At 66.2% G+C, this 18,392-nt stretch carries 13 protein-coding genes and 2 pseudogenes; 4 read left to right on the top strand and 11 right to left on the bottom strand.

Annotated elements, in window-relative coordinates; all coding sequences use genetic code 11:
- Positions 1-332: 332 nt before the first annotated feature.
- Positions 333-4,328: a pilus assembly protein gene (locus VEIS_RS05290; RefSeq protein ID WP_232287852.1), complete on the top strand. Its 3,996-nt coding sequence runs from the start codon at positions 333-335 to the stop codon at positions 4,326-4,328.
- Between the two features lie 255 nt (positions 4,329-4,583).
- Here the strand turns inward: VEIS_RS05290 and VEIS_RS05285 are convergent, their stop codons facing one another.
- The 10 genes and pseudogenes from VEIS_RS05285 to mnmG form a co-directional block, all read right to left on the bottom strand.
- Positions 4,584-5,087: an LPS-assembly lipoprotein LptE gene (locus VEIS_RS05285; RefSeq protein ID WP_011808859.1), complete on the bottom strand. Its 504-nt coding sequence runs from the start codon at positions 5,085-5,087 to the stop codon at positions 4,584-4,586.
- A 3-nt stretch (positions 5,088-5,090) separates the two neighbouring features.
- Positions 5,091-7,814: a leucine--tRNA ligase gene (gene leuS, locus VEIS_RS05280; RefSeq protein WP_011808858.1), complete on the bottom strand. Its 2,724-nt coding sequence runs from the start codon at positions 7,812-7,814 to the stop codon at positions 5,091-5,093.
- Between the two features lie 68 nt (positions 7,815-7,882).
- A complete protein-coding gene (dapB, locus tag VEIS_RS05275) occupies positions 7,883-8,725 on the bottom strand; it encodes a 4-hydroxy-tetrahydrodipicolinate reductase (protein WP_407830754.1) in 843 nt (280 codons plus the stop codon).
- 50 nt (positions 8,726-8,775) lie between these two features.
- Entirely contained in the window at positions 8,776-9,375 is a 600-nt protein-coding gene (gene bamE, locus VEIS_RS05270; protein WP_011808856.1) for an outer membrane protein assembly factor BamE, read from the bottom strand.
- A gap of 184 nt (positions 9,376-9,559) precedes the next feature.
- Complete coding sequence (locus VEIS_RS05265) at positions 9,560-10,471, bottom strand: ParB/RepB/Spo0J family partition protein (RefSeq protein ID WP_011808855.1); 912 nt, start codon at positions 10,469-10,471, stop codon at positions 9,560-9,562.
- A gap of 115 nt (positions 10,472-10,586) precedes the next feature.
- Positions 10,587-11,120, bottom strand: a pseudogene (locus VEIS_RS05260) (RBBP9/YdeN family alpha/beta hydrolase); the annotation flags it as partial.
- A 68-nt stretch (positions 11,121-11,188) separates the two neighbouring features.
- Positions 11,189-11,968: a ParA family protein gene (locus tag VEIS_RS05255; RefSeq protein ID WP_011808853.1), complete on the bottom strand. Its 780-nt coding sequence runs from the start codon at positions 11,966-11,968 to the stop codon at positions 11,189-11,191.
- A 20-nt stretch (positions 11,969-11,988) separates the two neighbouring features.
- Positions 11,989-12,603 (bottom strand): LysE family transporter, encoded by a 615-nt coding sequence (locus VEIS_RS05250; RefSeq protein WP_011808852.1) that lies wholly within the window; start codon positions 12,601-12,603, stop codon positions 11,989-11,991.
- A gap of 94 nt (positions 12,604-12,697) precedes the next feature.
- Positions 12,698-13,414: a 16S rRNA (guanine(527)-N(7))-methyltransferase RsmG gene (rsmG, locus tag VEIS_RS05245; protein ID WP_041949825.1), complete on the bottom strand. Its 717-nt coding sequence runs from the start codon at positions 13,412-13,414 to the stop codon at positions 12,698-12,700.
- On the bottom strand, positions 13,414-15,390 hold the full coding sequence (mnmG, locus tag VEIS_RS05240) for a tRNA uridine-5-carboxymethylaminomethyl(34) synthesis enzyme MnmG (protein WP_041949824.1): 1,977 nt from the start codon (positions 15,388-15,390) through the stop codon (positions 13,414-13,416). Before mnmG ends, rsmG begins: the two co-directional genes overlap by 1 nt.
- A 171-nt stretch (positions 15,391-15,561) precedes the next feature.
- Between mnmG and VEIS_RS05235 the strand changes: the two genes are divergently transcribed.
- The 3 genes from VEIS_RS05235 to argC all read left to right on the top strand — a co-directional run bounded on the left by VEIS_RS05235 (position 15,562) and on the right by argC (position 17,907).
- Positions 15,562-16,167, top strand: coding sequence for an NADPH-dependent FMN reductase (locus VEIS_RS05235; protein WP_011808849.1), 606 nt, complete (start codon positions 15,562-15,564; stop codon positions 16,165-16,167).
- Between the two features lie 447 nt (positions 16,168-16,614).
- A complete protein-coding gene (locus VEIS_RS31465; RefSeq protein ID WP_011808848.1) occupies positions 16,615-16,896 on the top strand; it encodes a GNAT family N-acetyltransferase in 282 nt (93 codons plus the stop codon).
- Positions 16,897-16,977: 81 nt separating this feature from the next.
- Positions 16,978-17,907, top strand: coding sequence for an N-acetyl-gamma-glutamyl-phosphate reductase (gene argC, locus VEIS_RS05225; RefSeq protein WP_011808847.1), 930 nt, complete (start codon positions 16,978-16,980; stop codon positions 17,905-17,907).
- Positions 17,908-18,087: 180 nt separating this feature from the next.
- Here argC and VEIS_RS31075 read toward each other — a convergent pair.
- A pseudogene (locus VEIS_RS31075) lies at positions 18,088-18,388 on the bottom strand (methyl-accepting chemotaxis protein); the annotation flags it as partial.
- Between the last annotated feature and the right edge of the window lie 4 nt (positions 18,389-18,392).

Genomic DNA, 18,392 nt, shown 5'->3' with positions numbered 1-18,392 from the left:
GTTGTCGCCGTGCAGCACCGCCTGTTCTTCTGCGTGGCATTGCCGTCAGCCAGCGCCGTGCGTTGGGCTCCAAGCGCGCAGCATGCTTGGCTGTGGTGGCTGGCCAAGATCCAAGACTGCGGGCCAAGCGCAGAGTGACCGACTGCTTACGGGATTTCATCTATTGGTCCCGGATACAGGCCGGAGTACGCTTGCCGGCACGAAGTTGCAGTTTGTCACCCATGGACCGCCGCATGATGAGCAAACCGTGCCGGGCAGGCGCACCCGGACAAAGCGGGCCAAGGCAGCGCAAACGCCCACCCCCAAGCCGCGCCACTTATCTGACCTCGATCTTGCTGCCCATCGCCCTGGGCAGCCACTGCATGGCCCTGGGCACCGAAGCCCTGCCCGCACCCAAAACAGTCGCTCTGGCCAACACCCCCTTGCATGCAGCGCCGCCGGCAGACAAACCCGCCTTGCTGCTTGCGCTATCGGTGGAGTTTCCGACAGTCGGAGCGCAATACACCTCGCAAAACGCCACCGACGACACATACAGCCCGGACAAAGAGTACCTGGGTTACTACGATGCACAAAGCTGCTACGCATACAACGACGCCCGCGCAAAAGCCGACAAACGATTCGAACGCACCGGGCCGGCAACCAAGCGCCGCTGCGCCAACGCATTCAGCGGCAACTTCCTGAACTGGGCCTCCGGCTCTGCCATCGACATGCTTCGCCTGGCACTCTCGGGCGGAGACCGCCATATCGACACCCCAGCACTGACCGTCTTGCAGCGCGCGATGCTGCCCGGCGACGGCAACCCCCAGTGCATGTGGAACCACCCAGACTACTTTCCGGCAAAACACCTGCGGGCGCATGGTGGCAGCTACCATGGCGCACTGCCCCTGCCCATGATCCATGCTGCCGGCTTGCGGGACATTCATGTGGCCAACATGCTCGATCGCATCTACTTCAGGGCCGCGCCAACCACCGCAGCCGGGCCCACCGGCTCCTGCGATGACACCTCGGCCTATGACCTGGTGGGCACTCCGGCGCTCAATTCCGACGGCTACTTCTACGCGCGCGTGCGCGTCTGCGATGCCGACGCCTCGGGCAAACTCCAGGACCACCGCGACTACCCACTGTGCCAGCAGTATCCCGGCGGCAACTACAAACCCACCGGCGTGATCCAGAAATACAGCGACCAACTGCGCCTGGCAGCATTTGGCTACCTGCTGGACAACGACGACGAGCATCGTCGCTATGGCGGCGTCATGCGCGCCCCGATGAAATACGTGGGCACGAAAACCTACGACATCAACGGCCAGATCTCCGGCAGCAACGCGCATGCCGAGTGGGACAAGGACACCGGCGTGTTCATCGCCAACCCGGGGCCTATACCGGGGTCTACACCGGGGTCCATGCCCGGCACGCCCGCCATCAGCGGGGTCATCAACTATCTGAACAAGTTTGGCCGCACCGGCGCTGTGCCTGGCCTGTACAAGGAATTGGACCCCGTCGGCGAACTGCATTACGAGGCGCTGCGGTATTTGCAGGGACTTGCGCCAGACCCCCGTGCCATCGCAGGCGTTCCTGCCAATGGCGCCCTGGCCGATGGCTATCCGGTCTACACGCAGTGGGACGACCCGTATGGCGCCGGGCGCACGAATGCCAGTGATTACTCGTGCGTCAAAAGCCACATCCTGCTGGTCGGGGACATACACACGCATGAACACCATGCCCTGCCCGGCCCCGACGCAGCGCGCAACATTCCCGACATCGATCACTGGCGCGAGGCCATCAAGCGCTTCGAGAGCGCCAGCGGCAACCCCCATACCGGGCACTGGACATTCACCAAACCGATCATCGGCCTGGCGTATTGGGCCAGAACGAACGACATTCGCGGCGCCGGCTGGAGCGCGCAACCGGACAAACAGCGCCCGGGCCTGCGGGTCAAGACCTGGGCTTTCGATGTCAATGAGGCAGGGCTGCAAAGCGATGCGGCCACCCGCCGCACCCGCAACCAGTTCTTCATGGCCGCCAAATATGGCGGCTTCGAGACCGCTCTGGCGCGTCCCGGCCCGCATGATGCCAACGTCCATCCGTTCAGGGACCGGCACGGCCAGTTCATCGATGATGTCTGGCAAAAACCCGAGCAGCCCGGCGAAGCCAGCGCCTACCATTTCCTCGACCCGGCAGGCCCGGCGCCCGCGCGCGGCCTGCTCAGCGCTTTCGACCGGATTTTCTACCGCGCATCGATGGGCATGCGCAGTGCGGCCGGTGCGCGCCTGAACACGGGCAGCCAGCTCAGCCAGGGCTCGGTCATGTATTCGGCCCGGTTCGACACCGGCGATTGGAGTGGCGATGTCGTGGCCGAGCCGATCGGCCACAATGCCAGCCAGGCGCTGGAGATTCTGCCGCCCCTTTGGCGGGCGGCGCAGCAACTCGACCGGATGCCGCCCGCGCGCCGCAATATCCATGTGGGCAGGCCAGGGCGCCACCCGGTCCCGGTGGCGAGCAGGTTCACCCGGGATGACATCGACCTCCGATCGCTGGCGCTGCACTTTGGCGGCGCGGCCGGCGCCGACCGGATCGCTTACCTGCGTGGCGATCGCAGCAAGGAGGGGGCGCCGTTTCGGCTGCGCAGTTCCCTGCTGGGGGATATCGTGAACTCCAATATTTCGTATTCCGGCCCGCCGTCGAACGTATTCCCCGGCGCCGGGTATGCGGACTTTCGCAGACAGTACGGCGCGCGCACGCCGGCCGTGTTCGTCGGCGCCAATGACGGCATGCTCCATGCGTTCAATGCGAACACGGGCGATGAGCTGTTTGCCTATATTCCCAGTTGGCTCGTGCCCAGACTGTCCGCGCTGACGGAGCCGGGCTTTCGCAACCATCACCAGAGCTATGTGGATGCCCCCTCGGTGGTGGCCCAGGCCTGGGTGGGCCCTGGCAATTCCAGTGCCCGCGATTGGAAAACGGTGCTGGTCTCGGGCACCGGCGCCGGTGGCGCCGGTGTGTTTGCGCTGGATGTGTCGGACCCGGCGCGTTTCGATTCCAGCCACGTGATGTGGGAATTCACGCGCGCCGATGACCCGGACATGGGTCAGGTGCTCGGTTCACCCCGGATCATGAAGATCAGGACCAACGCGCCGATGCGCAATGGCCGCCGCCAGGCTGCCGTGTATCGCTGGTTTGCCGTGGTGGGCAGCGGTGTGAACAACCATGTGCCCGATGACAACCAGCCGCAGCCCGGCTCGGGCCGCCCGGCGCTGTTTTTGTTGGCGCTGGACAAGCCTGCCGGTCAGGCCTGGCTCCCGGGGCACAATTACTTCAAGGTGTCCCTGCCCACCGATCCCGGTTTGGCGCGCACCGTTGCCCCGGGTTTGGCCAATTTCAGCGCCCTGTACGGTATCCAGGGCGAGGTGACGGATATCTATGTGGGCGACCTGCATGGCAAGCTCTGGCGGCTGCAGTTCGCGGGCAAGGGGACGGACAAGTGGAGCATGAATGGGTTGTCGTTTTTCGACCAGGGTACGGCGGCCAGTCCTGCGCCCTATCCGCTGTATAGCGCGCGCTCCGATGACGGGCAGGTGCAGCCGCTCTTTGCGGCGCCTGCCGTTTTTGTCGGCCCGGTCGTCGGGGGGGTGGAGACGTTCTACGTGGTGGTGGGCACCGGCAAGTATCTGGAGGTGCCCGACGGTGCGTCAACGATCGGGCAGTCGGTGTATGTCATTTATGACAATGGCTCGACGCGCGCCGATGCGAGTCCGGCGGTCAGCGCCATTGCGGGCCGCGGGCGTCTTCAGCAGGGGGTTGTCGATACGGGCAACCAGACTGTGTCGGTGCGCGCTTTCCGCTGGGGGCGTCCCCGTTCCGACGCGGATGTCGCCACGCGCGCCGGTTGGTTCTTTGATTTGCCCGTCTCCGGCGAGCGCATCGACCAGGCGGCGCTGGATTTGGGCGATCTGTCGGCGCTCGTGCAGTCGAAGATTCCTCCGGCCAGGGGCTCCGGCGCTTGCTCGAATGCCTTGGGCGGTGGCCATCGGTACTATCTGATCATTGGCAATGCCAAGGCAGGTTATGTCTCTTCCTCCCAGGGTTTCCTCGGGCCGGCGGTTGTGGTGTCCAGCGACCAGGCCCGGGTGACGGCGGCCGATAGCACGGGCCGGCGCCAGCGTGAAGTCCTCAGGTTTGCGGTTCCACCAACGCACGGTGGTGCAGGTGCCGGCAGCGGCTCGGCCCTTGCGCCCGCTCGCGATACCGTTGGCCGGTTGAGCTGGCAGCGTATCTTCAACTATCAGGAGTTGAAGGGTAAGGTGGACAAGTCTTCCGCTGCTTCGCCGTAACTTCGCCGTAGAGCGATGGCCCCTTGCTCGCTGCTCGCTGCACGGGTTGCTTGGCCTTGGGCCACCATATTCTCCAAGGGGTGGGGTGGTTTGGGCGTTGGGGGTGACGGTGCGGGTGCTTGCACGGGTGAATGCTCATCTGCGGGAGGGTCGATGCATTCCAATCCCGGCTTGAGGGCCTTGGCCTGACTTCGGCCGCGCAGCGGGAGTGCATTGGCGGCCGCGCAGCGCCCGAGCGTGCCCCGAGGTCTTGCTTCAGGAGCGCTTGGCGGCCGCCAGGCGGCGCATCAACTGCTGCACCAGGTCGGTCCGCATGTCGCGGTACAGCAGGGCTTCTTCGGTCTCTTTGGCCAGCGCGATGGTTTCGTTGTAGCTGATGTCGCGCTGCAGCAGTAGTTCGGTCTCGGGGATCAGCGCCACGCCCTGGGGGTTGCGCAGCCGGAACCGGACGCGCAAGCGCAGTTGCATCTCGCGCACTTGGCCCGCTGCGGACAGGCCCACCACCACGCGCTCTTGCTGCTCTTGCAGCAGGTCGAGGATGGCTTGCGCGCTTGCCAACGCGGCCGGCTCGCGCAGCACCAGGAGTTTGGTGCCCGCGCCTTCCAGTGCCCGCTGCAATTGCTGCGCCAGCAGCGAACCCGAGGGCGCCTCGATGTACAGCGAGGCAAAGCCGAATTCGGGCAGGCCGCGCAGGTGGAAACCACAGGCGGGCAGCAGTGCCACCGGTGCCAGGGCGAGCAATGCGCGCCGGTTCCTCATCGGTCAGAACACCAGGTTCACCAGCCGGCCCGGCACCACGATCACGCGCTTGGGCACCGCCCCTGCGGCCAAGGCGGCCGGGCTGGCCCGTGCGATGCGCTCGATGGCGGCCTGGCTGGCCTGCGCGGGCACCAGGATCGAGCCGCGCAGCTTGCCGTTGATCTGCAGCATCAGTTCGATCTCGTCCTGCACCAGTGCCTGCCCATCGACCTGCGGCCAGGGCGCGTCGAGCAGTTCGCCCACAGCGGCTGCATAGCCCAGATCACGCCACAGGCTGTGCGCGATATGCGGCGTGACCGGGTACAGGCAGCGCAGCAGGATGCCAAAGCCTTCGGTCAGCGCCAGTGGGTCGCTCGCCTGGCTGGCCGGGTCGCTGGCCTTGAAGTTTTCCAGCGCGTTGAGCATCTTCATCGCGCCCGAGACCACGGTGTTGTACTGCATGCGCTGGTAGTCATAGTCCACCTGGCGCAGCAGTTGGTGGATCTCCCGCCGCAGGGCCTTGGCCGGTTTGCCAAACGCCGGGGGGTTGCGGGTTTGCGGTGCGCCGGCGCCGGCAAGGCTTGCGCTGGCTGCCGTCATACCGGCGGCATGCAACTGGAGGCCGAAGTTCCACACCCGGCGCAGAAAGCGGTGGCTGCCTTCGACGGCGGCGTCGTTCCACTCCAGCGCGGCCTCGGGCGGGGCGGTGAACATGGTGTGCAGGCGGGCGGTGTCGGCGCCGTATTTGCCGATCAGTTCCTGCGGGTCGACGCCGTTGTTTCTGGACTTGGACATGGTGCCCATGCCTTCGTAATCGATGGCGCTGCCTGCCGGCCAATCCCCCACGGCGCGGATCAGCCTGGCGCCGATGATCTTGCCCGCCGCGTCGTGCACTTGCTCCACATCCTGTGGCCAGAAGTATTCCCGGCCGCCGTTGTCGTTGCGGCGGCTGTAGATGTGGTTGAGCACCATGCCCTGCGTGAGCAGCCGGTTGAAAGGCTCATCGACCTTGACCAGGCCCAGGTCGCGCATCACCTTGGTCCAAAAGCGCGCATACAGCAGGTGCAAGATGGCGTGTTCTATGCCGCCGATGTATTGGTCCATGCCGCTGCCGCCAGTGGCTTGCTGCGGGTCCCGCATCCAGTAGTCGGTGCCCTCGGCCACCATGGCCTGATCGTTCTTCGGGTCGCAATAGCGCATGAAGTACCACGCGCTGTCGACGAAGGTGTCCATGGTGTCCGTCTCGCGGCGCGCGCTCTTGCCGCACACCGGGCAGGTGACGCCGGCGTGAAAGCCCTGATGGCTGTGCAGCGGGTTGCCCGTGCCGTCGGGGATGCAGTCTTGCGGCAGCACCACGGGCAGGTCCTTTTCCGGCACCGGCACGGCGCCATGCTGGTCGCAGTGGATGATGGGAATCGGCGTGCCCCAGTAGCGCTGGCGGCTCACGCCCCAGTCGCGCAAACGCCAAGTGGTTTTCTTCTCGCCCAGGCCCTTTTGCTCCAGCACATGGGCCACGGCCTGCACGGCTTCCTTGTGGTGCAGGCCGCTGAAGCTGTCGGAGTTGATGGTCACGCCGCGCTGCTTGTCGCCGTACCAGTCCTGCCACCGGCGGTAGTCGAAATGCTCGCCATCGACCAGCACCACCTGCCGGATCTCGATGCCGTACTTGAGCGCGAACGCAAAGTCGCGCTCGTCGTGCGCCGGCACGCCCATCACGGCGCCGTCGCCATAGCCCATCAGCACATAGTTGCCGACCCAGACTTCCAACGGCTCGTCGGTCAGCGGGTGCGTGACGTACAGGCCCGTGCGCAGGCCCTTTTTCTCTTGCGTGGCCAGCGCGGCCTCGGTGGTGCCGCCGCTGCGGCATTCGTCGATGAAGGCGGCCAGCGCCGGGTTGCTCTTGGCGGCATGGCTGGCCAGCGGATGCTCGGGCGCCACGGCGCAGAAGGTCACGCCCATGATGGTGTCGGCGCGCGTGGTGAACACGTACAGCCGGCCGCCGCCGATCAGCGCGCCATCGTCGCCCCGGACATCGTGCGGGAAGGCAAAGCGCAGGCCCTCGGATTTGCCGATCCAGTTCTCCTGCATCAGCTTGACGCGCTCCGGCCAGCCGGGCAGTCGATCGTCGGTCACGAAGGCCAGCAGTTCCTCGGCGTAGTCGGTGATCTTCAGGTAGTAGCCGGGAATCTCGCGCTTTTCGACCACGGCGCCGGTACGCCAGCCCTTGCCCTCGTTCACCTGCTCGTTGGCCAGCACGGTCTGGTCGACCGGATCCCAGTTGACGACCTGGGTCTTGCGGTAGGCAATGCCCTTGTCCAGCATCTTCAGGAACAGCCACTGGTTCCACTTGTAATAGCCGGGGTCGCAGGTGGCCAGCTCACGGCTCCAGTCGATGGCCAGGCCCAGGGCCTGCATCTGCTGCTTCATGTAGGCGATGTTTTCGCGCGTCCACCGGGCCGGGGGCATGCCGTTCTTGATCGCCGCGTTTTCCGCCGGCAGGCCGAAGGCGTCCCAGCCCATCGGCATCAGCACGTTGTAGCCGTTCATGCGCAGGTAGCGCGTGAGCATGTCGTTGATGGTGTAGTTGCGCACATGGCCCATGTGCAGCTTGCCGCTGGGGTATGGCAGCATCGAGCAGGCGTAGAACTTCTTCTTGCCGGCGTCTTGCGTCACGCGGTAGGCGTCGCGGGCGCGCCAGTCGTCTTGCGCTGCGCGCTCGATATCTTGGGGGGAGTATTTGTCTTGCATGGGGGCTGCGTCGGTGCTCAAGGGGTGGGGCCGTGCCGCCAGGCCGGCGCGCGGCAGGGCGGCCCGCCTCAGTGCAGGCCGAGCACGTCGAACATGTCGAACATGCCCGTGCCCTGCCCCGCCAGAAAGCGCACCGCGCGCAAGCTGCCCTGCGCGTAGGTGGAGCGGCTGGAAGATTTGTGCGTGATCTCGATGCGCTCGCCGATGCCGGCAAACAGCACCATATGCTCGCCCACGAGGTCGCCGCCGCGAATGGAGGAAAAACCGATGCTCGACGGATCGCGCTCGGCCCTGACGCCTTCGCGGGCGTAGACGGCGCAGTCCTTCAGGTCGCGCCCCAGCGCCTGCGCTATCACCTCGCCCATCTTCAGCGCCGTGCCGGAGGGGGCATCCACCTTGTGGCGGTGGTGCGCTTCGACGATCTCGATGTCGTAGCCCGTGGCCAAGGCCCGCGCGGCCATTTGCAGCAGCCCGAGCGTGACATTCACCCCCACGCTCATGTTGGGCGCCAGCACGATCGCCGTGCGCTCGGCCAACGCCGCCAGTTCGGCCTTTTGCGCGGCGCTGAAACCGGTGGTGCCGATCACCGCCTTCACGCCCAGCCGGCTGCACACCGCCAAGTGGGCCATGCTGCCTTCGGGGCGCGTGAAGTCGATCAGCACCTGCGCATTTTTCAGCCCCGCAGCGATGTCGGCCGTGATGCCCACGCCGCAGGTCCGGCCCAGAAAGGCCGTGGCGTCCGCGCCGATGGCCGGGCTGCCCGCGATATCCAGCGCGCCCACCAGCACGCAATCGGCGCTGGCCTCGATGGCCTCGATCAGCATCCGGCCCATGCGGCCCGAAGCCCCGGCGACAGCGACGCGGCAGGTGGTGGTGGTCGGGGTGGCGGCAGGTGGAGAGGGCACGGTCATGGGCATCCTGTACGGTTGAACGAACCAGCGCGCTGCGCGGCCGGGGCCGGTCAGCGCGCAGGCGCTTCGAGCGGCGGGTAACTGGGGGTGGGGGTGGCGGCGGGGGTCATGCTGTCGGCGGCGGGTGGCGGCGACGCGGGCGTCTTGGCGGGCCGGGGGGATGCCGGGTACCTGGCCAGTTGTTCGGGCGTGGCCTCGAGCACCGGCGCCGGGTCTTGGCCCGCGCGCTCTTGGCCCGCGCGCGCGCTCAGCGTGGCGACAAACTCGGTCTCGCCGGGCATCGCGTCACCCTCGGAGCGATCGAGCACATCGCCCTTGAAGAACACGGTCAGCTTGCGGGCCTGCAACTCCTCGCCCGGGCGCTTGAGCGTGAACACATATTCCCAGCGGTCGGCATGGAACAGGCTGGTGAGCAGCGGCGAGCCGAGGATTTCACGCACCTGCTGGCGGCTCATCCCGGGCTGCAGGGCCTGAACCTGCTCGCGGGCAACGAAATTGCCCTGCACCACATCCACCCGGTAGGGCTTGACGATGCCGGCGATGCGGCTACTGGCGCTGTCCAGACTGCTGCAAGCGGTCAGGGCCGCGATGCTGGCGCCGATCAACACCACCAGGCCCGGACGGGCGCGGCAACGGGCTTTGACGAGCATGGGTGAAGGCAGGTGAGGGGGTCACAAGGGGGTGAGCGCCCGATTGTAGCGGCTGTCCCCCGGGCCTTCAGGTGCCGGTTCAGTGCCGGTTCAGGTGCCGGTTCAGACGCCAGTTCAGGTGCCGGCCTTGGCGCGCCTCGTGCGCCCTGCCCCGGGCCTGGCCGGCCCTGCGGCAAAGACGCGATCAAGCCGCCCTGAGCCGTTCGATCAAGCCGTTGAGCGCTTCCAGCGAGCCAAACCGGATGGCCAGCTCGCCCATCTCCTCCACGCGGGCGTTGCGCTTGACGCGCTTTTTCACCCGCACTTGCACCTCGGCCATCAGCAGGTCGGACAGTTCTTCTTCCACGCGGCGCAGGTCGGGCGACTTTTCTTTCCGGGGCTTGGGTCGCGCCGGGCTGGACTCGGCGCCGATCTTCCTGACCAGCGCCTCGGCCTGGCGCACCGAGAGCTTTTTCGCTGCAATCTGGTTGCCGGCCGTGATCTGTGCGGCACGCTCGAGCGCCAGCAGCGCACGCGCATGGCCCATGTCGATGTCGCCGGCCATCAACATGGTTTGCACCGGCTCGGCCAGGTTCAGCAGGCGCAGCAGGTTGCTGGCGGCGCTGCGCGAGCGGCCCACGGCCTGGGCGGCCAGTTCATGCGTCAGGCCGAACTCCTTGACCAGGCGCTGCAGGCCCTGGGCCTCTTCGAGCGGGTTCAGGTCTTCGCGCTGTATGTTCTCGATCAGCGCCATGGCCGCAGCGGACTCGTCGGGCACGTCGCGCACCAGCACTGGCACCGTGGCCAGCCCGGCCAGCCGGGCCGCGCGGAAGCGCCGCTCGCCGGCGATGATCTCGTACTTGCCCGCGTTCTGGCCTGCGCTCAGACGACGCACCAGGATGGGCTGCAAGATGCCCTGGACCTTGATCGACTCGGCCAGTTCGTACAAAGCCCCCTCGTCCATGCGCGTGCGCGGCTGGTACATGCCGGGGACGATTTCGTCCAATGGCAGCGCGCCGGGCAGACCGGCATCGGCCGCCTGGGCCAGTTCGGCGACCTTGGGGCCGAGCAGGGCTTCAAGGCCGCGGCCCAGGCCCTTGGGTTTTTTCGTGACCATTGGAATATGCTTTCTTCGGTGTGGCGCAGCGCCCGGCGGGGCATGGGGCTGATGGGGCTGATGGGGTGGATGGGACTGATGGGCTGGCGCGCTGATCGGTGGGTGCACTGGCAGCGAGCTGGCGCAACCAGGCATGGCCCTGCTGCCAGTCGCCCAGGCCCGCCTGGGCATTGATATGTCCGCGCTGGCCCAGGTCGATGAAACGCGCGCCCCAGGACTGCGCCAAGCCTTCGGCACGCGCCCAACTGCAATACGGGTCATTGCGGCTGGCCACCAGCAGGGCGGGAAATGGCAGCACCTGGCGGGCAATGGGGCTCCAGCGGTGGAGCTGTGCGGCCAGATCGGCGCGCTCCACATCGCCGGGCGCGACCAGCAATGCGCCCTGCACCCGGTGGGTGTTGCCCGAATGGGCCGCCCACCACGCCGCCAAAATGCAACCCAGGCTGTGCGCCACCAGCAGCACCGGGCCATCCGCATCAACCACGGTTTCTTCCAGCCGCGCTGTCCAGTCGCCGCGCAGCGGGCGCAGCCAGTCGTGCTGCTCGACGCGGCGGTAGCCATGCCGGGCCTGCCACAGGCTTTGCCAATGGCCGGGGCCGGAGTTCTGCCAGCCGGGCAGCAGCAGGATGTTGGACGGCTTGAAGACCATGGAAAACTATTGTTTTGATAGCTGATGGCAAAGATGGACCATGCGCCAGAGGCAGTCTTCGCTCTGGATCACGGGGCGCCGGACATGCTGCGCACGCGCTCGACCATCTCCTGCGCAAATTCGACAAAGGCCACGCTGCCCTTGGCGGCCGGGTCGAACACCACGCCCGGCAGGCCGTAGCTCGGCGCCTCGGCCAGGCGCACGTTGCGCGGAATCACGGTGCGGAACACCTTGTCGCCAAAATGGCTCTGCAACTGGTCGCTGACCTGTTGTTGCAGCGTGGTGCGCGGATCGAACATCACGCGCAGCAGGCCGATGATTTGCAAATCGGCATTCAGGTTGGCGTGCACCTGCCGGATGGTGTTGACCAGATCGCTCAGACCTTCGAGCGCAAAGTATTCGCACTGCATCGGCACGATCACGCCGTGGGCGCTGCACAGGCCGTTGAGCGTGAGCATCGACAGTGACGGCGGGCAGTCGACGAGCACAAAGTCATACTCTGCATCGACGGCGGCCAGCGCCACCTTCAGGCGTTTTTCGCGCTGCTCGAGCGCCACCAGTTCGACCTCGGCGCCAGCCAGTTCGCGGTTCGCACCCAGCACCCGGTAGCCGCATGGCGAGGCCACGGACGCCTCTTGCACCGAGGCCGATTCGAGCAACACGTCGTACACCGTCAGCGCCAGTTGGCGCTTGTCCACGCCCGAGCCCATCGTGGCATTGCCCTGGGGATCCATGTCCACCATCAGCACGCGCTGGCCGACGCGGGCCAGACCGGCGGCCAGGTTGACGGTGGTGGTGGTCTTGCCAACGCCACCCTTTTGGTTGGCGATGCAAAAAATCTTGGCCATGGGACTGCCGTCGGGCGGGTTTATTTGGCGATGGCCAGCTTGATGCCAAAGCCGATCAAAAAGACGCCAGCCAGTTTTTCCAGCACCCGGGCCGCCATGGGGTTGGCGCGCATGCGCGCGGCCAGATGCTGCGTGAGCAGCACCACGACAAGGCCGTAGGCAAAGGTCAGCGCAGCAATCGTTGCCGCCATCAGCGCAAAGGTCAGCAGGCCCTGGTGGCGCGCCGGATCGACGAACAGCGGGAAAAAAGCCATGTAGAAAACGATCGCCTTGGGGTTGAGCAGCGTGATCAGCGCCGCCTGCCTGAAGTAATGGTGCGGCCGGATGTGGAGCACCGGCGGGGCGCCGGGAGCAGCCGTCAGCATCTTGCAGCCCAGCCAGGCCAGGTACGCGGCACCGAGCCACTGCACGGCAGCAAAGGCCGCCGGGTAAGCGCTCAGCAGCGTGGCCACACCGGCCACCGCCAACCACATCAGCAGTTGGTCGCCGGCAATCACGCCCAGCGTTGCGGCCAGGCCGGCGCGCACGCCCCCCTTGGTGGTGGAAGTGATCAAGGCCAGATTCCCCGGGCCGGGAATGGCCAGAAACAACACAATGGCGGCGACAAAGGCGCCGTAATCTGCAATACCGAACATGGGCTCTTTTCTCCCGGCGGGGCGAAGGGCAATGGAGCAATGGAGCAATGGGAGGGGTCGGCGGCGGCGCCAGCCCTTGAATGAGGCGCAGAGTTTACGCGAGCGCAGCAGGCCGCAGCCAGACGATGCAGCGCTCGGCGGCAAGCCCCGGAACCGTCAGTCGTTCCACGTGAAACACCTGCACATCGGCAGGCAGGGCGGCGATTTCGGCCCCCGGGTGCTTGCCCTTGAGCGCCAACCAGACGCCATCGGGCGCCCGCAGCGCAGACCGCGTCCAGCGCACAAAGTCGGGCAGCGCTGCAAACGCGCGGCAGCAGATGATCTCGAACGGCGTGGTCAGCGTTTCGACCCGCGCGTGCACGCCATGCAGGTTGCGCAGCCTGAGCTGCAACGCCACCTGCCCAATGAAAGCGGCCTTCTTGCCCACGCTGTCGACGCAGTGCACATCCAACTGCGGGCAGCAGATGGCAAACACCACGCCCGGCAGGCCAGCGCCCGAACCCACATCGAGCAAGCGCCGAGGCCCGGCGCCCTGCCCCGGCCCGGCCAGACCGGTCGAATGGGCCAAGTGGGCCAAGTGGGCCAACTGGCGGCGCAACGGAGCCAGCGCCGCCAGGCTGTCGAGCAGATGCTGCGTGAGCATTTCCTGCGGATCCTGCAACGCCGTCAGGTTGTAGACCCGGTTCCACTTTTGCAGCAGCGCCAGAAAATCCATCAAGCGATCGATCTGCGCAGCGTCCAAACCCGGCGCCAACACCTCGGCCCCCGATTGCAGTCGGGCACGCAGCACATCATTGCCCAGGCTGGTCATCATGCCTGCGCGTCAGCGTTGGCGGACATGAACCCCTTGAATCCGCCCTTCTTCAAATGCACCAACAGCAGCGAAATGGCCGCAGGCGTGATGCCGGTGATGCGCGAAGCCTGGCCCAGGGTCTCCGGGCGATGGCGGCTGAGCACCTGGCGCGCCTCGATGCTCAGGGCCGTGACCTGCGCATAATCCAGGCCGGCAGGCAGGCGCAGCGTCTCGAAATGGGCGGCGCGTTCGACCTCCCCCTTCTGGCGCTCGATGTAGCCCGCGTACTTGGCGGCAATCTCCACCTGCTCGACCACCGATTCGCTCAACATGCCCAATGTTTCACGTGAAACGTCGGCCGCCGCGTATTTGCCGCCGTCGAGCGACATCAGCCCGGCATAGTCCACATCGGGGCGGCGCAGCAACTCGAACAGGCTGTACTCGTGCGCCATCGGCTTGCCCAACACGCGCCCGGATTCGATGTCAGGCAGGTTGCGCGGGTTCACCCAGGTCGCCTTCAGGCGCTCAGTTTCGCGCAAAACAGCATCGCGCTTGCGGCTGAAAACCTCCCAGCGCGCGTCATCGACCAAGCCCATGCGGCGCCCCACTTCGGTCAGGCGCATGTCGGCGTTGTCTTCACGCAGTTGCAGGCGGAACTCGGCCCGGCTGGTGAACATGCGGTAAGGCTCGGTCACGCCCTTGGTGATCAGATCGTCGACCAGCACCCCCAGATACGCCTGATCGCGACCGGGCAGCCAGGGCGCATCGCCCCGGCATTGCAGCGCGGCGTTGACGCCGGCAAACAAGCCCTGCGCAGCCGCCTCCTCATAGCCCGTGGTGCCATTGATCTGGCCGGCAAAAAACAGGCCCCGGATCTGCCGCGTCTCGAAATTGCTCTTGAGCGCACGCGGGTCGAAGTAGTCGTACTCGATGGCATAGCCAGGCCGCAAGATATGCGCGTTTTCCAGCCCCGCCATGCTGCGCACCAGTTGGTACTGAATATCGAACGGCAGGCTGGTGCTGATGCCGTTGGGGTAGACCTCGTGCGTGCCCAGGCCCTCTGGCTCCAGAAAAACCTGGTGGCTGTCCTTGTCCGCAAAGCGGTTGATCTTGTCCTCGACACTGGGGCAGTAGCGCGGGCCTACGCCCTCGATCGATCCGGTGAACATCGGGCTGCGGTCAAAGCCGCTGCGGATGATCGCATGCGTTCGCTGGTTGGTGTGGGTGATCCAGCAAGGCAACTGCTGCGGGTGCATCCGTGCCCCGCCATAGGCATGGGCCATGAAGCTGAACACCGGCACCTGGCCCGCATTCACGCCACCGGGCATACCGTCGCCCGGTTGCTCTTCGCATTGGGACCAATCGATGCTGCGCCCATCGATGCGCGGGGGCGTGCCGGTCTTCAGGCGGCCCTGCGGCAGCTTGAGCTCCTTCAGACGGGCCGACAGGCCGATCGCCGACGGCTCCCCGGCGCGGCCGGCGGCGTAATGGCTCAGACCCACATGAATCTTGCCGTCGAGAAAGGTGCCCGCCGTCAGCACCACCGCGCGCGCGCAAAAGACCACGCCCACCTGCGTGACAGCACCCACCACCCGGTCGCCCTCGAGCATCAGGTCATCCACGGCCTGCTGGAACAGCCACAGCCCGGGCTGGTTCTCCAGCCTGCGGCGGATCGCGGCCTTGTACAGCAGGCGATCGGCCTGCGCGCGCGTGGCCCGCACCGCCGGGCCTTTGGAACGGTTGAGAATGCGAAACTGTATGCCGCTCTCGTCCGTGGCCAGCGCCATCGCGCCACCGAGCGCATCCACCTCCTTGACCAGATGGCCCTTGCCAATGCCGCCAATGGAGGGGTTGCAGCTCATCTGGCCCAGAGTCTCCAGGCTCTGGGTCAGCAGCAGCGTCCTTTGCCCCAGGCGCGCAGCAGCCAACGCGGCCTCGGTGCCCGCATGGCCAGCGCCGACGACGATCACATCGAATTCCTGCGGATACAGCATGAAAGCACTCCGGGGCCAGCGCCCCCATCACCAAAACACCCGGCCCGCGCAGCCGCCGGAAGGCCACCGGCCCTGCCACACCCCCGGCCAATGCAGCCGGCATCCCGGGCAGGCGGGCCGCAATTTTCCCACTTTGCGCAGACCCATGCGCCGCCGTGCTTCAATCGGGCCATGCCCACCGCACTGCCACTTCTGATCTTTGCCGGCAGCACGCGCCAGCAATCCTTGAACCGTCGCCTGGCCCGGGCCAGCGCCACCATCGCGCGCGACGCGGGCGCCAGCGTCACGCTGCTGGAGCTGTCAGACTTCGACATCCCGCTGTACCACGCCGACCTTCCAAGCACCCCCGCCGACGTGATCCGGCTCAAAGAGGTTTTGTGGCAACACCCGGCCTGGATCATCTGCTCGCCCGAATACAACGGCAGCTACACCGCCCTGCTCAAAAACACCATCGACTGGGCGTCCTGCCCGGTGCCAGCCCACGCCGACTGGCAAGACGGCATCAAACCCTTGCGCGGCAAGGTGGTGGGCCTGCTCAGCGCATCCCCCGGCGCAATGGGCGGGCGGCGCTCACAAAGCCACCTGGCATCCCTGCTCATCAACCTGGAATGCTGGCTCGCACCCAAGGCCTTTGCGCTGGGCCAGGCCAACAGCGCATTCGACGCCCAGGGCGCATTGGTGCAGCAGACCGACCGCGACCGCGTGCGCGCCGTCGTCAATCAGGTGCTATGGGCTGCGGGCCGTCTGCATGCCGATCGGATCGGCGCAGCACCGTGATCCAGCGCCGGAATATGCATCGTGTGGTGACCGTTCTGCCTGTTCTGCCTGTGCAGTACGCTGTAATGAAATAGCAAACACCAGCCATCTGTATAGCCCGCCTGACAGCCCGGCGCCCCGCATCACCTTGCAGTGAAGGCTTTCCCGGCATCCAAAGAACCCGGCGTTTCCGCCACATGGTCATCCAGCGTTGTCCGGAAAGCATGATCTGGCTACAGGGTGCAACCGGCTTGGTCTGCTTGCCCGTGGTGCTGCTGGTGCGCGAGTCGATGCTGCCCTCAGCCCCGTCCTTGTCCCAGGCGCTGATGCAAGCACCGTTGATCGGCTGGCTGCCGGTCGCCTACGTTGTGCTGGCCTCTTTCGCCATCGCACAGGTGCTGTGGGGCCGGGCCATCGGTGCCATCGGCGTCGCTGCCACTGCACCATTTGCGCTACTCATTCCAGTGCATGAGCGGCTATTGGATTCAGCATCGCCTGTGCTATGGTCATTTCCTTTATGTAGATCATTTCATCGTCTCTGGCGCCGAACGAAGCAAAGGCATAGGCCAATGCATGTGGCAGGCGCTGGAGCGGATCGCAGATGAACGCGGCTGTGAGCACATTGCGCTGGACACATTCGTCACCAATTCGCTGGCCCAGCGCTTCTGGATGAACCAAGGCTGCAGCATCGTGGGCTTGCACTTTGGCAAGCCGCTGGCGTGCCGTCCCGTAAATGGCTGCATGAAATGAAATCGATGCATTTCGTGTCGAGGCAAGGCGCGATTTCATCTGCCGTCATTTGCGGAACGGCACACGCGCAAAAGGAGCACCATGACCCGTATTTTCATTGACGGCGAAGCCGGCACCACAGGCATGAAGTTGGCCGAGCGGGTGCGCGCCTCGGGCCGTTTCGAACTGGTCACGCTGACCGAGGCCGAACGCAAGCAGACCGAGGCGCGCCGTGCGGCGCTCGATGCTTGTGACATTGCCGTGCTGTGCCTGCCCGATGAGGCTGCGCGCGAGGCGGTGGCGCTGGTCAGCAATCCGCAGGTGAAGCTGCTCGATGCCAGTGTGGCGCACCGTGTCAGTCCGGGCTGGTGCTATGGTTTTCCAGAAATGACGGCCGGCCAGCGGCAGCGCATTGCCGGCGCGATGCGCGTAACCAACCCCGGCTGCTTTGCCACCGGCGCGCTGGCCTTGCTGCGCCCGCTGGTGGATGCGGGGCTGCTGGCGGCCGACACACCCTTGGTGCTCCATGGCGTGTCCGGCTACTCCGGCGGTGGCCGCCAACTGATCGCGGCTTTCGAGGGCGACGGCCCGGATGCGATACGCAGCAACCACTATCTGTACTCGTTGGAGCAGCCACACAAGCATTTGCCGGAGATCGTGCTGCACAGCGGCCTGGCCAGCGCGCCGGTCTTCATCCCCTCGGTCGGCCGCTACCGCCAGGGCATGCTGGTCAGCCTGGTTTTGCATGCCGGCCTGCTCAGGGCCGGCCCGCACGGCGATGTGCCCGATACCTTGCTCAGCACTTACCGCCAGCATTACAGCGCCAGCGAAGACATCGCGGTGCGTGCAACGGTGCCAGGCGGGCGGCTCGACCCCGAGGCGCTCAACGACACCAACCGGATGGAGATTTTCGTGCTGGCCGACCCCGGCCGCCGCCATGTGACGGCGATTGCGCGTCTGGACAATCTGGGCAAGGGTTCTTCCGGCGCGGCGCTGGTGAATCTGGAGTTGATGGCGCGCCTGCGGGTGTGATTTGCGGGCGCCATCGACCCGCATCGGCCCGCATCAACCCGTTTGGATTTGCGCCCCGATGATGTCGCCCACACGCTGCACGCCGGCCACGATTTCCTTCATCACCGCGCCCGCATCCTGCACATGGCGCACGCCGCCGTCCACAGCGCTGACACTGTCGTGGATCAGGCCCTCGCTGGCGGCGGCGGCGGCCGAGCGCTGGGCTAGTGTCGCGTCACCGATCATCTGTCGGTCTGCACTGGCCATCGAAGCGCATCGCGGCGTTGCATCGCTTGCCAATACAGCTCGGTATGGGCTGCGCGATGCGCCTTGCGCTGCGCTCCGATGGCTGCGCGCAGCCTACGACATCTGACCGGTGACGCGACACTAGGCTGCGCACTTCGCCGGCCACCACGGCAAAGCCGCGGCCTTGCGCGCCGGCCCTGGCCGCTGCCACTGCGGCATCGAGCGCCAGGATGTGGGTCTGAAAGGCGATCGAGTCAGCC

It is taken from the genome of Verminephrobacter eiseniae EF01-2 (assembly GCF_000015565.1).
In the GTDB taxonomy this organism is placed as follows: Bacteria; Pseudomonadota; Gammaproteobacteria; order Burkholderiales; family Burkholderiaceae_C; genus Acidovorax; species Acidovorax eiseniae.
This window is presented reverse-complemented; position numbering and strand designations above follow the sequence as displayed.

Bases quoted from the DNA above. Each gene is read 5' to 3' on its own strand.
- VEIS_RS05285 (WP_011808859.1), bottom strand. From the start codon at position 5,087: ATGAGGAACCGGCGCGCATTGCTCGCCCTGGCACCGGTGGCACTGCTG.
- leuS (WP_011808858.1), bottom strand. From the start codon at position 7,814: ATGCAAGACAAATACTCCCCCCAAGATATCGAGCGCGCAGCGCAAGAC.
- dapB (WP_407830754.1), bottom strand. From the start codon at position 8,725: ATGACCGTGCCCTCTCCACCTGCCGCCACCCCGACCACCACCACCTGC.
- bamE (WP_011808856.1), bottom strand. From the start codon at position 9,375: ATGCTCGTCAAAGCCCGTTGCCGCGCCCGTCCGGGCCTGGTGGTGTTG.
- VEIS_RS05265 (WP_011808855.1), bottom strand. From the start codon at position 10,471: ATGGTCACGAAAAAACCCAAGGGCCTGGGCCGCGGCCTTGAAGCCCTG.
- VEIS_RS05255 (WP_011808853.1), bottom strand. From the start codon at position 11,968: ATGGCCAAGATTTTTTGCATCGCCAACCAAAAGGGTGGCGTTGGCAAG.
- VEIS_RS05250 (WP_011808852.1), bottom strand. From the start codon at position 12,603: ATGTTCGGTATTGCAGATTACGGCGCCTTTGTCGCCGCCATTGTGTTG.
- rsmG (WP_041949825.1), bottom strand. From the start codon at position 13,414: ATGACCAGCCTGGGCAATGATGTGCTGCGTGCCCGACTGCAATCGGGG.
- mnmG (WP_041949824.1), bottom strand. From the start codon at position 15,390: ATGCTGTATCCGCAGGAATTCGATGTGATCGTCGTCGGCGCTGGCCAT.
- VEIS_RS05235 (WP_011808849.1), top strand. From the start codon at position 15,562: ATGCCCACCGCACTGCCACTTCTGATCTTTGCCGGCAGCACGCGCCAG.
- VEIS_RS31465 (WP_011808848.1), top strand. From the start codon at position 16,615: ATGAGCGGCTATTGGATTCAGCATCGCCTGTGCTATGGTCATTTCCTT.
- argC (WP_011808847.1), top strand. From the start codon at position 16,978: ATGACCCGTATTTTCATTGACGGCGAAGCCGGCACCACAGGCATGAAG.